This window comes from Paenarthrobacter sp. GQ52 (assembly GCF_059759005.1).
The window spans coordinates 1-13,199 of record NZ_JCAXEJ010000003.1; the positions used below are offsets into that span (position 1 = coordinate 1).

A 13,199-nucleotide genomic window follows, 5' to 3' on the forward strand; every position below is an offset into this window, starting at 1 on the left:
CCTTCCCACCAACCCTCACTCACCTCCCTAGCCCTTCCCACCAACCCTCACTCACCTCCCTAGACCTTCCGCCGGGAGGTGATAGAGCGTCCGCCCCAAACCCGAGGGAGGTGATAGAGCGTCCGCCCCAAACCCGAGGGATCTGATAGAGCGTTGGGGGAAGCAGAACGGCGGCCCTTCCGCTTGTTGCCAAGTGGAAGGGCCGCCGTCGTGCGTGCTGTTGAGCCGAAAGCCTAGACCAGGCGGGTCAGCCAGCCGTGGGTGTCCTCGACGGTTCCGGTTTGGATGCCCAGGAGCTGCTGGCGGATGGCCATAGTGGTTTCCCCGGCCTTCGCGTCCTCGGAACCGATGAATTCGGTGGCGTCCTTGAGCACACCGATCGGCGTGATCACGGCTGCGGTGCCACAAGCGAAGACTTCGGAGATCTCACCTGAGGCCACGCCGTCGCGCCACTCGTCCAGGGTGATCTTGCGCTCGGTGACTTCACGGCCCATGTCCTTGGCCACCTGGATAACGGACATGCGGGTGACGCCTTCAAGGATGGTGCCGCTAAGGGCCGGAGTGACCAGGGAGCCGTCCTTCATGACGAAGAACACGTTCATGCCGCCGAGTTCTTCCACGGCGTCGTCGTTGAAGTGGTCCAGGAAAAGCACCTGCTTGCAACCGTTCGCTTCGGCTTCCTGCTGCGCGATCAGGGAAGCTGCGTAGTTGCCTCCGCACTTGGCGGCACCGGTTCCGCCGCGGCCGGCACGGGCATATTCGCGGGAGATCCAGATGGAGACGGGCTTGAGCTCGCCGCCGAAGTAGTTGCCGGCAGGAGAGGCGATGACGCGGAAGGACACTTCGCGGGCGGCACGAACACCAAGGAACGCCTCCGTGGCGATCATGAACGGACGCAGGTAGAGGGCTTCACCGTCGCCGGAAGGAACCCATTCCCTATCAGCCTGGACGAGTTCCCGGATGGCGCCGAGGAAGTACTCCTCGGGCAGCTCCGGAAGGGCGAGGCGACGGGCGGACTTGTTCAAGCGCGCGGCGTTGGCTTCGGGCCGGAAAGTCCAAACGGAGCCGTCAGCGTGGCGGTAAGCCTTAAGGCCTTCGAAGATTTCCTGGCCGTAGTGCAGAACCGCAGCCGACGGGTCCAGGGAGATGGGTCCGTAAGGCTCGATCCGGGCATTCTGCCAACCGCCATTTCCGTCGGCGTCAACCTTGTAGTCGACGACGGCGGTGTGGTCGGTGAAGTAGTCGCCGAAGCCTGGGTTCGCCAGGACGGCTGCACGCTCCTCAGCAGACTTCGGGGTATCCGAAAGCTGCTGGCTGAATTCGACGCCATGGGCAGTCTGAGTCATGTTTCCTCCACAGTCAGCTACCTGGCAGGGCGAACCGGGCCCCAAAAAAGGGTGTGGTTCAGCGATGGACCAGGGAAGCAGGTAAATAATTCAACACAAGCTTACGCCTGAGAAATGGGCCTAAAGTGCGGCCGCAATGGCATCGCCAATAGCAGCCGTGCTGCGTGGCTCGCCGGTGCGGGTTTCGACGTCGGCGACTACTGCCGCTTCGATCTTGCGGGCCGCCGTGGTGTAGCCAAGGTGGTCCAGGAGGAGCACTGCGGAGAGGATGGCCGCGGTGGGATCGGCTTTCTGCTGTCCGGCGATGTCCGGGGCTGAGCCGTGGACGGGCTCGAACATGGACGGTGCGGTGCGGTCCATGTTGATGTTGCCCGATGCCGCCAGGCCGATGCCGCCGGTGATGGCAGCGGCGAGGTCGGTGAGGATGTCGCCGAACAGGTTGTCGGTGACTATGACATCGAAACGGGAGGGGTCGGTCACCATGAAGATGGTGGCGGCGTCAATGTGGAGGTAGTCGTGGGTGACCTCGGGGAATTCCAGGGCCACAGCCTCGACCGTGCGCTTCCACAAGTGCCCGGCGAAGACCAGCACATTGTGCTTGTGGACGAGCGTGACGTGCTTGCGCGGACGCTCGTTGGCGCGGCGGAAGGCATCGCGGACGACCCGCTCCACACCGTGAGCCGTGTTGAGGGAAACTTCCGTGGCCACTTCGTGTGGTGTTCCGCCGCGCAGGGTGCCACCGTTGCCCACATAGGGACCTTCAGTACCTTCGCGGACGACGATGAAATCGATGGTGCCGGGGTTCGCCAGGGGGCTGCCGACGGTGCCGTACAAGCGGGACGGGCGCAGGTTCACGTAGTGGTCCAGGCTGAAGCGGAGCTTGAGCAGCATCTCGCGTTCGATTATGCCGGAAGGGATGCGGGTATCCCCCGGGGCTGCGCCCACTGCTCCGATTAGGATGGCGTCACGCGTGCGCAGGTCTTCCAGGACCTCGTCCGGGAGGGTCTCGCCAGTCTCAAGCCAGTGCTGGGCGCCGAGCTTGTAGTTGGTCAGCTCGAGGGCCACGCCTTCGGCGGCGACAGCCTTTTCGAGGACCTTGACGGCTTCGGCGATGACCTCAGGGCCAATGCCGTCGCCAGGGATGACAGCGAGATTGATGGACGTTGCACTCATAGCTCTATCTAGCCAAGCAATCCACATGCTGGTCAAAATCGTCTCACTCTTTGAACACTGGCCGTGCCCCGGACTTGGGTAAGAATCAGACCACGGCATGATGCCCGGGCCGGTCGAGGGCACATAGAGTCATAGCGTGGATAGAAGGCACGAGATATACGAATGGTTCCGGATCAACCGCTTCAAAGTTGATATGACGGCCACGTGCCTCCTCATCCTCCTCTTTGGTCCCGTATATCTGGTCGCGGACCGCCCTTGGCTGTTCCTCTTGTCCTGCAGCCTCCTGCTGCCCCTCGCATGGCGACGCACCCGCCCGGCCGTGGCGGCCGGCGTCGTCATCCTGGTGTGCCTCATCCAGTGGGCAGCGGGCGTCGAACCCGTAGCTGGCCAAATCGCCGTCCCGCTGGTCATCTACGCTACGGCGGCTTATGGGCCCGCGTGGGCAAGCCGGACGGTTCTTCTGGCCGGACTGTTGGGTGGAGTCATGCTCACTACCCGGCTCTTTTCAACCACAGCTGAGTCCGGCATCCTGGGTCTCACCATCGGTGCGCTCTACACCGTGCTGATATGGATGCTGGTGCTGGTGAGCTGGACACTGGGCGACCTCACACGCGTACGCCGGTTACAACTTCAGGCTCTTGAGGATCGCACGCGGAGGCTTGAAGTGGAGCAGATGCAGGAGCGCAAGCTGGCCGCCGCCGACGAACGTTCCCACATTGCCCGGGAAATGCACGACATCGTGGCGCACTCCCTGTCCGTCATCATCACCCAGGCCGACGGAGCCCGATACGCTGCCGCCGCCAAACCCGAACTCGCGACCGAGGCGCTGGCCACTATTGCGGCTACGGGCCGGGATTCGCTGGGCGAGATGCGAAGACTGCTGGGCGTACTCCGCTCCGACGACGACTCCCCTACCCGCCCTCAACCCCGGCTTTCCGATCTTGACGAACTCCTCCTCGGCTTCCGCGCCGCAACACTGCATTTGGCGTTCGAACAGACCGGTGTACCACGCAGGGCCCTACCATCCGGCGCGGAACTCACGGCTTATCGAATCATCCAGGAAGCCTTGACCAACGTGATGAAACACGCAGGACCGAAGGCGACGGCGGGTGTCACCCTGACGTGGCAGACCCGCGGCCTGCAACTGGACATCATCGACGACGGCCGGGGCGCCGCTGCTGATCCGCCCTCGGCAGGGGGCGGTAACGGACTATTGGGAATGGGTGAGCGTGTCTCCCTCTACGATGGTTCCTTGACCGCGGGACCCGAACAGGGCGGCGGTTTCCGTGTGTCCGCATTTATCCCGTATTCGGAGGCCTGATCCATGCCTGAAGTTCCCGCACTCATCCGGGTGGCCCTCGTTGATGACCAGCAGTTGGTCCGATCGGGCTTCGGCATGCTCATCAATTCGCAGCCGGACCTTGAAGTAGTTGCTGAGGCCGGCAACGGCATCGAGGCGGTCCAAGCCCTGAGCGCCACCGCTGCCGACGTGGTCCTGATGGATGTTCGAATGCCTGGTATGGACGGGATTGAAGCGACCCGTCGAATCCTGGAACAGGCAGCGGCCCAGCCCGTCGGTTCGCAGCGGGCCGATGTCAAAATTGTGGTCCTCACCACCTTTGACCTTGACGAGTACGCCCTTGCTGCCATTCAGGCCGGCGCCAGCGGATTCCTCCTGAAGGATGCGCCGCCGGAGGAACTGCTGGAGGCCATCCGCACTGTCTACCGCGGGGACGCCGTGATTGCCCCCTCCACAACCCGACGCCTGCTTGACCACGTGGCGCCACTACTGAGGACGCAGACACCGGAGCAGACTGAACATGCTGCCGCCGTCGAGCGCCTCACAGCCCGCGAGCGCGAGGTTTTCCAGCTGATCGCGCAGGGACAATCAAACCCGGAAATCGCGGCGGGGCTGTTCTTGTCCGAGGCTACGGTCAAGACCCACGTGGGGCATATCCTGGCGAAGCTTGGTGCACGGGACCGCGTTCAAGTAGTGGTCATCGCCTATGAGACCGGCGTTGTAGCCCCGGGTACCTAGCAACTCAGACCAGGGTATGAGCAAGCCTCCGGGATAATGGGCCTGCGGCCCGATCCGGCAGGGCCGGCCGGAAACATAGCGTGGAACCATGACAACATTCACGCCTCTCCCCTACCCGTCAGGAACCGACCGTCCCGCAGGCCCGGAAGACGCCCACGCTCGTCCCGCCGTGGAGGCGCATGAGCTGACCAAGAGCTACGGCCGTGCTGATACCACCGTCACTGCCTTGAACAAAGTGTCAGTGAGCTTTGATGCCGGAAAATTCACTGCCATCATGGGACCGTCCGGCTCCGGCAAGTCCACCTTGATGCATTGCCTTGCCGGCTTGGACACTGCTGACTCCGGACGGATCTTGTTGGGCGGCACCGAATTGACGGGGCTCAATGACCGTCAGCTCACCGCTTTGCGCCGCGAGCGGATCGGTTTCGTTTTCCAGGCGTTCAACCTGGTGCCCACCTTGACCGCCGAACAGAACATCACGCTTCCGCTCGCCTTGGCGGGAACCACCGCCGACGCCGGGTGGCTGGATACGGTTGTCACAACGCTAGGGCTCAAGGACCGTTTGAAGCACCGGCCCCATGAGCTCTCGGGTGGCCAACAGCAGCGCGTGGCGGTTGCCCGGGCGTTGCTGACGCGTCCCGACGTCGTCTTCGGCGACGAACCCACTGGAAACCTGGACTCACGGGCGGGCGGGGAAGTCCTGGCGTTGCTGCGCAGGAGCAGCCAGGAGATGGGGCAAACCATCATCATGGTCACCCATGATCCCGTGGCGGCGAGTTACGCGGACCGCGTGGTGCTGATGAGTGATGGAGGCCTGGTGGGTGAGATCCACGATCCCACTGCCGATTCTGTGCTGGCTGCGCTCGGCAAGCTGGGGGCCTAGAGCATGTTGCGTGTTGCCCTTTCCCAATTGACCACCCATTTCCGGCGTTTCGTGGCCATCGGGCTTGCAGTTATGTTGTCTGTCATGTTCCTCTCCGCCACGCTGATGGTGGGCGCGAGCACCAATGCATCATTGGGCGCGAGCATCGGCGAGGCGTACCGCAACGCCGACGTTGTGGCTACGTCCAAGAACGGGGAGCCGTTCACCCAGGCAGCGGTGGACGCAGCGGTTTCCGCGCCCGCAGTGCAGGACAACTATCCCGAGCGTTCCACCTACGTGACGTTCGAGGCTGGTGGCGGTGAACAATACGGCCGGTTGCGCAATGCGGCACCGGCTTCCCTGGAGGGCGCAGTGCTTTCCTCCGGGTCCATGCCATCGGGTGCCTCGGAAGCGGTCATTGACGTCAAGTCGGCCGGGCATTTAGGCCTCACAGTGGGCAGCACCTTGGAGCTGCGGGGGTCAGGACCCGTCAAGACTGCAAGAGTGACTATCTCGGGCCTGACGAAGGCAACCAATGATCCCTTCTCGTCGTCGACTGCCCAGCTGGTGGGTTCTGAGTCAGTATTGAATGCGGTCCAGGACGCGGGCGCCGGATACTCGGGGCTACAGTTTGCACTCAAGCCCGGGGAAGACGTCACCGCAGCCAAGGACTACATTGCGCGCCGCATGGAAGCAGCAGGTGCCGTTGAGCCCGTGCTGGAAACGGCGCAGGAGAAAGTCACCTCCACAGTGGCCATGCTCAGTGCAGGCCAGGACCAGCTGACCGTTGTCCTGCTCGCCTTCGCAGGGGTGGCCATCCTCGTTTCCACGTTGGTGGTGGCCAATACGTTCTCAGTGCTGGTAGCTCAACGGACCAGGGAGTTGGCGTTGCTCCGATGCTTGGGCGCCGGCCGGGCACAGATCCGCGGGTCGGTGATGCTGGAGGCCGTCGTGGTTGGTTTCATCTCTTCAGTGTTGGGTGTCCTCGCTGCCACGGGACTGATGACCGGCTTGATCGCCTGGGCCAAATCCCAGCCCGAGCAGGCGTTCGCTACGTTGGCGGTGCCGCCGTCGGCCATCATTGCCGGCTTGGTGGCCGGAACGCTTCTGACCGTAGTTGCCGCGCTGGTGCCCGCGAAGGCGGCCACCGCCGTCGCACCACTCGCCGCCCTCCGCCCGGCCGACGACGCCTCCGTAAGCAACCGCCGCGGCAGGATTCGCCTTGTCCTGGGCCTGTTGGCCCTGCTGGGCGGAACAGCCCTGCTGGTGTACGGCAGCATGACTGTTTCCTTGCTTGTGGCGCTGCTGGGTGGAGCTGCCTCGTTTGTGGGCATCCTGTTGTGCTCCACCCTGTTCATTCCCTCCGTGGTGGCCCTGGCCGGACGTCTGGCCGCACCGGCCGGTGTGCCAGGCAAGCTTGCCGCCGTCAACGCGACGCGGAACCCGGCACGTACCTCCGCTACTGCCGCCGCGCTGCTGATCGGCGTCACCTTGGTTTCCCTCATGATGACGGGGGCGGCTACCTCCAGGCACGCCTTCAACGACACCTTGGCTGAAAACTACCCGGTGGACCTGTCCGCCCAGACCGCGGTGGACGCCAGCGATCCCGCCCAGGCTGTATCCCGGATCAAAGCGCTCGACGGCGTCAGCGCTGCAGTGCTGCTGCAGCCGGTGGGGACGCTGAATGACAAGGCGACGCCCGACGGCGGCATGACCATCTATGGTCTCTCCGCCGCAGACGCTGCATCCGTGGTGCGTGATAACCACCTGAAGCCGTCCGCGGGCACCGTGTATCTGCCTGAGGACTCCCCCGAAGGCCCGGCAAGCATCACGACGGCGGCCGGAACCATTTCGCTCGATGCCAAAGTCCTGCGGACCCGCCATGTGCCTGCCTTCGTGGAAAGCTCCAGCATCTCTTCCGGTACGCTGCCGGAAATGCCCGGGATGGTGTGGGTGAAACTGGATGATTCCGTGTCCGCAGATCGGGTTCAGGCCATCCAGAAGGAGATCGCCGCAGAGCTGGGCGTGCATGAGCGCACTGTCAGCGGTGCCGCGATTGAGCGGGTGACGTTCAACAGCATCATCGATGTCCTGTTGCTGGTAGTCACGGGGCTCCTTGGTGTCGCGGTGGTGATCGCGTTGATCGGCGTGGCCAACACGTTGTCACTTTCGGTCCTGGAACGGACGCGCGAGAACTCCTTGCTCCGTGCTTTGGGGCTGACCAGGGGCCAACTCCGCGGCATGCTGGCCATCGAGGCCGTGCTCGTCGCAGGTGTGGCAGCGATCATGGGGGCAGGTTTGGGCATCGTTTATGGCTGGCTTGGCGCGCAGGCAAGCCTGGGAGGCGTAGCCACTGTTGTTCCGGCCGTGCCGTGGCTTCAGCTGACGGCTGTCTTTGGGGTCGCCGTGGTGGCCGGACTCCTGGCTTCGGTGGTCCCTGCCAGGCGCGCGGCACGCTTGTCACCGGTGGAGGGACTAGCCACAGCCTAGACCCTCTCCCACCTCATCGCCCTATAACAGGAAACGCTCTCTCACTACCCCGGACGGACCGGAGGGAAGTGAGAGAGCGTTTCCTGTTTATGGCTGTTATGTGAAAGACGGTCTACGCTTCGACGGGTGATTCGTAGCGTGGGAAGACGGGCGCCGGGGCGGGCAATTCCGTGCCGGCAACAATCGGGGTGGCGACGGCGGCGAACCGGCGCGACTCGCCTTCAGGCTGCCCGAGCACCTCAAGGAGCTTCGCGGACGACGACGGCATGACCGGCTGGGCGAGGATCGCCACGATGCGGACAACCTCCAAGGTGACGTACAGGACCGTATTCATACGCTCCGGGTCAGTCTTGCGCAGCACCCACGGAGCCTGCTCCGCGAAGTAAGCGTTGGTGTCGCCGAGGACAGTCCAGATCGCTTCAAGGGCCCTGCTGAATTCCTGCTTATCGAAGGCAGCACGTGCAGTGCCCAACAATTCGCCGGCCTGGGCCAACAAAGCGCTGTCCTCGGCCGTATACGCGCCGGGAACCGGAACCTTGCCTTCACAGTTCTTCGCCACCATGGACAGCGAACGCTGCGCGAGGTTGCCGAAGTTGTTGGCCAGATCCGAGTTCATGCGGCCCACGATGGCTTCGTGGTTGTAGTTGCCGTCCGCCCCGAAAGGAACTTCACGGAGGAAGAAGTAGCGGCACTGGTCCAGGCCGTACTGCGCCACAAAATCCTGGGGTGCCACAACATTCCCCAAGGACTTGGACATCTTCACACCGTTGTTGGTGAGGAAGCCATGGATCATGACGCGCTTGGGCAGTTCCAGCCCTGCGCTCATGAGGAACGCGGGCCAGTAGATGGCGTGGAAGCGTGAGATGTCCTTGCCGATGACGTGCACGTCAGCGGGCCAGAACTTCTTGAAGGATTCCGACTCGATGTCCGGGTAGCCGACGCCGGTCAGGTAGTTGGTGAGCGCGTCAACCCAGACGTACATGACGTGCTTCTCGTCGCCAGGGACCGGGACACCCCAGTCGAAGGTGGTGCGGCTGATGGACAGGTCCTCCAGACCACGTCGCACAAAGCTGATGACCTCATTGAAACGGGATTGCGGCGCACCGAATTCAGGCTGTTCCTCATACAGGGCAAGGAGTTTGTCCTGGTAGTTGGAGAGCCGGAAGAAGTAGCTTTCCTCGGCAGTCCAGGTGACAAGGGTGTCCGTCTCCTTGGAGTAGCGGAGCCCGTCCTCCTTCACCACGGTGTCGTCCTCGACGTAGTAGGCCTCGTCGCGGACCGAGTACCAGCCCTCGTACTTGGACAGGTAGATATCACCGTTGGCTTCCATCTTCTTCCAGATGGCCTGGGAAGCCGCGTAGTGGTCCTTATCCGTGGTGCGGATGAAGCGGTCGTGGGAGATCCCCAAGTCCTGGCTCATCTGCTTGAAGGCTGCCGAGTTGCGGTCAGCGAGCTGCTCGGCAGTAATGCCTTCCTTCTCGGCTGATTGCTGCATCTTGAGTCCGTGCTCGTCCGTTCCGGTCATGAAGAACACCTCATGGCCGTCAAGGCGCTTGAACCGCGCCATGGCATCAGTCGCGATGACCTCGTAGGCGTGGCCGATGTGCGGCACGCCATTGGGGTAGCTGATTGCGGTGGTGATGTAGAACGGGGATTTCTCTGGAGACGTCACTCTAAGAAGTTACCTTTTTTTGGGATGAAATAGCTTAGTTAAGTTCGGTCAGCGTATCGCTGAGCCGGACCAGTTCATGGTCGTGGGAAGCAACCAGGACGGCAATGCCATCGCTGGTGGTGTCCTTGAGAATGCCGATGATGCGGTTGGCCGCTGCGCGGTCGAGGCTGGCCGTGGGCTCGTCCACCACCAGTACGCGGGTGCCCAGAATCAGGGCGCGGGCAATGGCGACACGCTGGCGTTCACCACCGGAGAGCTGCGCGGGACGGTGGCGCATACGGCGTCCGAGGCCCACCAGGTCCAGGAGGTCCTTTGCCATCTCGGTACGCTGTTCCACTTCGCCGTCGGGTACGGCGGGGAGCAGGACGTTCTCCAAGGCGCTCATGCCATCGATCAAGGCGCCGCCCTGGTCCACGTAACCAATCAGGGCCCGTCGGCGGTCCGCGATCTCGTCGTCGCCCACGGTGTCCAACGGCTGGCCTTCCCACAAGACCTTGCCCGACGTCGGGAGCGTAAGTCCCGCGCTCACCGTCAGGATGCTGGTCTTACCGGAACCGCTTCGTCCGGCGATGCAGTGCATCTCACCAGCGTGAAGGGTGAGGTTGAAGTCGTCCACGACGTCCACTTCCTCGGCACCGCCCTTGTCTCCACCGTAATGAATGGTGACCCGGCTCAGTTCCAAGGGAGTTGCGTGGTCCGTGGCCCTCACGATGGTGTTGGCACGGGTCTGCAGCGACTCGTCCGCGGATTCCGGGGTGGCCGTCAGCTCGGGGTTGAGGTTGTCAGTCATTTGACTACTTTCGTTGCAATCGGAATCCAGCAAATTACGGCCAGCAGACCGGCCAAACCGGCCCAAAGAGCCGCGTAGGGAGCCAGGAGCAGTCCCAGCCCCAGGGCACCTAGGACACCCAAGGGAAGTGCCACGGTGCCCACAAGTGCGTTTTCGAAGAAGCGGACCTGGCCAAGCATGTCCGGGTTCCAGCCCATGGCACGCAAAGTACCGAGGTACTCCCGTTTGGCGTGGAGCTCGAAGCGGCCGGTGACCAAGGTCAGGAGAAGGCCAACAACCACACCGAACACAGCGAGGATGATGCTCGGCAAGGTGATGCTGGCAGCGGCCAGACCGCTCAAAGCGCTTGCGCCGGCTGCTCGGGGAATGTCGATCAGGAGCGCGATCAGGGCACCCACTGCTGCACCGAACACACCCACTGCCACGGCCAGGGAGATCGAGTTGAAGCGGTTGGTGGTGAGCTGCCTGTTGGCGAACGTCAGGGGCGAGTCAACAGTCACCAGGCGTTCATCGTGCTGCGGTTCCTGATCAATCACCACGCGGTGGCGCAACTGCTGGGCGGCGAGCAACGCGGCAGCGCTGTAGATGACCAGCATGGTGACTGAGACGATCACGGTGGCAACGTTCCAGCTCAGCAAGCTGAGGACGAGTCCCGCCGCCGCGAGTGCGGCAGCTCCCACAGCGAATTCCTCCAGGACCCAGGAGCGGATCCGTTTCTGGGTCCAACCCATGGCGCGGAGGATGCCGGCTTCGCTTCGGCGTTGTCGGATGTAGCTGACTGTGGAGGCGCCTGTCAGGAGCGTTGCACCAAGCAGCGTCAGGAACAGCAGGGTGATGTTGGTTCCGGTGAGGGAACCTGAGACGGCATCGGCCGCGTCCTGGCGCACCCACGACTGCTGGATAGTACCCAGGGGTGATTCCTTGCCGGCGTCGTCCTTGCTGTAGCCGGGGACGAAGATATTGGCATCTTCACGGGCGGAACCCGCCACGACCGTAGCCTCAAGGCCGAGCTCACGGATCTGGGTGGCCAGCTTCTCAACCTCGGGCTGTGCCGTCTTCCAGTTTCCGGTTGCCGACGCCTTGACACGGATAGCGTCAATGACGTCCGCGTTGGTGTCGTAACCACGGGCGGCTGCCAGACCGTAGTAATCGGTGATGGCGCCGGCGGACTGGCTGACCAAGCCCGTAGCACTCAGCGATGGCTTCAGCTCTGTGCCCTCAACCTCTTTGCCCTCAGCGTCCTTGGTGAGGGTCATCGGCGTGGGGTCGTAGCCGCCCAAGGGCAGCTTGTTGACGTCCCCGGCAGCTGACTTCACCGCGGCAGGGTCGAAGGTGCCGTACACCATGGGCAGCGGCGTTGCCGGCTTCTTGCCTGTTTCCAGGTCTTCCCGGTATGAGCGCTCCTCCACTGGCTTACGCTGCGTCTGGTCCACGGGCGCACCGAAGGACGACTTCTCCGGCAGACGGTTCACCGTAACCCAGTCCCCCGGTGTGGCGCTCTTATCCGAAGCGCCGTTGGAAGCTTCGTCGCCGTCCTTGTACTGGGGCGCTGCGGCAAATGCCGTGCTCCACGTGGCGGGATTGTACAAACCCTGGCTGAAGGAGGCCGTGCTGCCCAGCAATTTGCTGTGGTCCGTTGATCCAGGCCACTCGAGGGCGAACGGGGACTTCGACACGAACGGAAGGTAGTCCTTGTCCAGTGAACGCGTTACCGTGCCCACCTCATTGACTACCTTGCCGCTGGCGTCAAGTTCCTCGATCTTCACCGAGTACTGCAGGTCAAGGGATGTGCCTGAACGGACAATCAGCGGAATGGCTTGGGAGTCCGCAGTCAGCAGGCCGTCGCGCTTGGCCTGCTGGTACTGCGTCATCAGCGGCGCCCAATGCTTGAGCTTGACGCCCAGGAAATCGGGACCTTCTTCCAACTGGTCCATGCTGAGGCCGGTGGTGAAAAGACTCTCGAAGTGGCGTCCGATAGCGCCCGCGTCACGGGCATCCGCCGGAGGAGCCTTCTCCAAAGGGGCCAGGAAGTCTCCTGCCGAGCCCAGCAGCGCCCGCTCAGCGGCAGGGTCGACGGCGACGACGGACTCTGTCACCTCAGGCGCCAGGGGAAGCGCCACGGAGAGATTGAAAAGATTGTGCTCCGAGCCCAGGGCGGGAGCGGGGAACTTAACACCTGTCTCGCCCTCGGGGCCGGCGATCCGGACATTGGTGCCGCCAGCAGTCTGTTCCTGGATCAGTCGGCCTTTGCCCAGGGTGCCTTCAGCGCTGGTCTTAAAGAGGGTCTTCTCGTTAGCTCCGTCCGAGCTCGTGGCCGAAGCGGTCAGGCGGTACTTCTTGGGAGAATCAGGCAGTACGGATTCCGCGGCAGGCCACTTGTTGGAATCCATCGCGGATGGATCCCCCGCCGTCACTGCCCCGGCAAGGCCCGCGTTATAGCCGAGGTAGTCCATGGCGTTGAGCCGCGGAGCTTCAAGGTTCTGCGATACACGCGAGACCAGGCTGATGGGCGCGGCCACGGCCGTTTGGCCCATGGTCCGGATCTTCTCCAGCTGCTCAAAGCTGATGCCGCCTTGGCCGTTGGCGATTTCCGGCTGAATCAATGCACCGCCGTCGCCATCTTGTGATTGGTCAGGCTTTGCCTGGACCAGGATGTCGTAGAGTCCCCGCGAGTTCTCGTCCACTGTCCTGTTCAGAGCCGCCTGCGACTGGCTCTGGACGAGGACGGACAAGCACATGGCGACGATCAAAATGGCCGCGGTCAGCAGCAGCACACGGCTTCTGATGAACCTTTGGACGGCGTTCATTGGGCTCCCTGAGACCTTGAT

At 63.1% G+C, this 13,199-nt stretch carries 9 protein-coding genes; 4 read left to right on the plus strand and 5 right to left on the minus strand.

Features of this window, described 5'->3' with window-relative positions; all coding sequences use genetic code 11:
* Positions 1-233: 233 nt before the first annotated feature.
* Together AC6CH8_RS05505 and AC6CH8_RS05510 are read right to left on the minus strand one after the other, a co-directional pair.
* The gene (locus AC6CH8_RS05505; RefSeq protein WP_498189267.1) at positions 234-1,346 is read right to left on the minus strand and encodes a branched-chain amino acid aminotransferase; all 1,113 of its coding nucleotides are present in this window, start codon (positions 1,344-1,346) and stop codon (positions 234-236) included.
* 120 nt (positions 1,347-1,466) lie between these two features.
* On the minus strand, positions 1,467-2,519 hold the full coding sequence (locus AC6CH8_RS05510) for a 3-isopropylmalate dehydrogenase (protein WP_498189269.1): 1,053 nt from the start codon (positions 2,517-2,519) through the stop codon (positions 1,467-1,469).
* Between the two features lie 136 nt (positions 2,520-2,655).
* Between AC6CH8_RS05510 and AC6CH8_RS05515 the strand changes: the two genes are divergently transcribed.
* The 4 genes from AC6CH8_RS05515 to AC6CH8_RS05530 all read left to right on the plus strand — a co-directional run bounded on the left by AC6CH8_RS05515 (position 2,656) and on the right by AC6CH8_RS05530 (position 7,909).
* Complete coding sequence (locus tag AC6CH8_RS05515) at positions 2,656-3,840, plus strand: sensor histidine kinase (protein WP_498189271.1); 1,185 nt, start codon at positions 2,656-2,658, stop codon at positions 3,838-3,840.
* Between the two features lie 3 nt (positions 3,841-3,843).
* Entirely contained in the window at positions 3,844-4,557 is a 714-nt protein-coding gene (locus AC6CH8_RS05520; protein ID WP_498189273.1) for a response regulator, read from the plus strand.
* Between the two features lie 88 nt (positions 4,558-4,645).
* Positions 4,646-5,440 (plus strand): ABC transporter ATP-binding protein, encoded by a 795-nt coding sequence (locus tag AC6CH8_RS05525; RefSeq protein WP_498189275.1) that lies wholly within the window; start codon positions 4,646-4,648, stop codon positions 5,438-5,440.
* Between the two features lie 27 nt (positions 5,441-5,467).
* Entirely contained in the window at positions 5,468-7,909 is a 2,442-nt protein-coding gene (locus AC6CH8_RS05530; RefSeq protein ID WP_498189277.1) for an ABC transporter permease, read from the plus strand.
* Between the two features lie 112 nt (positions 7,910-8,021).
* Here the strand turns inward: AC6CH8_RS05530 and metG are convergent, their stop codons facing one another.
* The 3 genes from metG to AC6CH8_RS05545 are packed head-to-tail and all read right to left on the minus strand — an operon-like array spanning position 8,022 to position 13,178.
* The gene (metG, locus tag AC6CH8_RS05535) at positions 8,022-9,581 is read right to left on the minus strand and encodes a methionine--tRNA ligase (protein ID WP_498189279.1); all 1,560 of its coding nucleotides are present in this window, start codon (positions 9,579-9,581) and stop codon (positions 8,022-8,024) included.
* Positions 9,582-9,615: 34 nt separating this feature from the next.
* Entirely contained in the window at positions 9,616-10,371 is a 756-nt protein-coding gene (locus tag AC6CH8_RS05540; RefSeq protein WP_498189281.1) for an ABC transporter ATP-binding protein, read from the minus strand.
* Positions 10,368-13,178, minus strand: a complete 2,811-nt coding sequence (locus AC6CH8_RS05545; RefSeq protein ID WP_498189283.1) for an FtsX-like permease family protein — start codon at positions 13,176-13,178, stop codon at positions 10,368-10,370. The genes AC6CH8_RS05540 and AC6CH8_RS05545 overlap by 4 nt, the downstream gene beginning before the upstream one ends.
* Positions 13,179-13,199 lie beyond the last annotated feature (21 nt).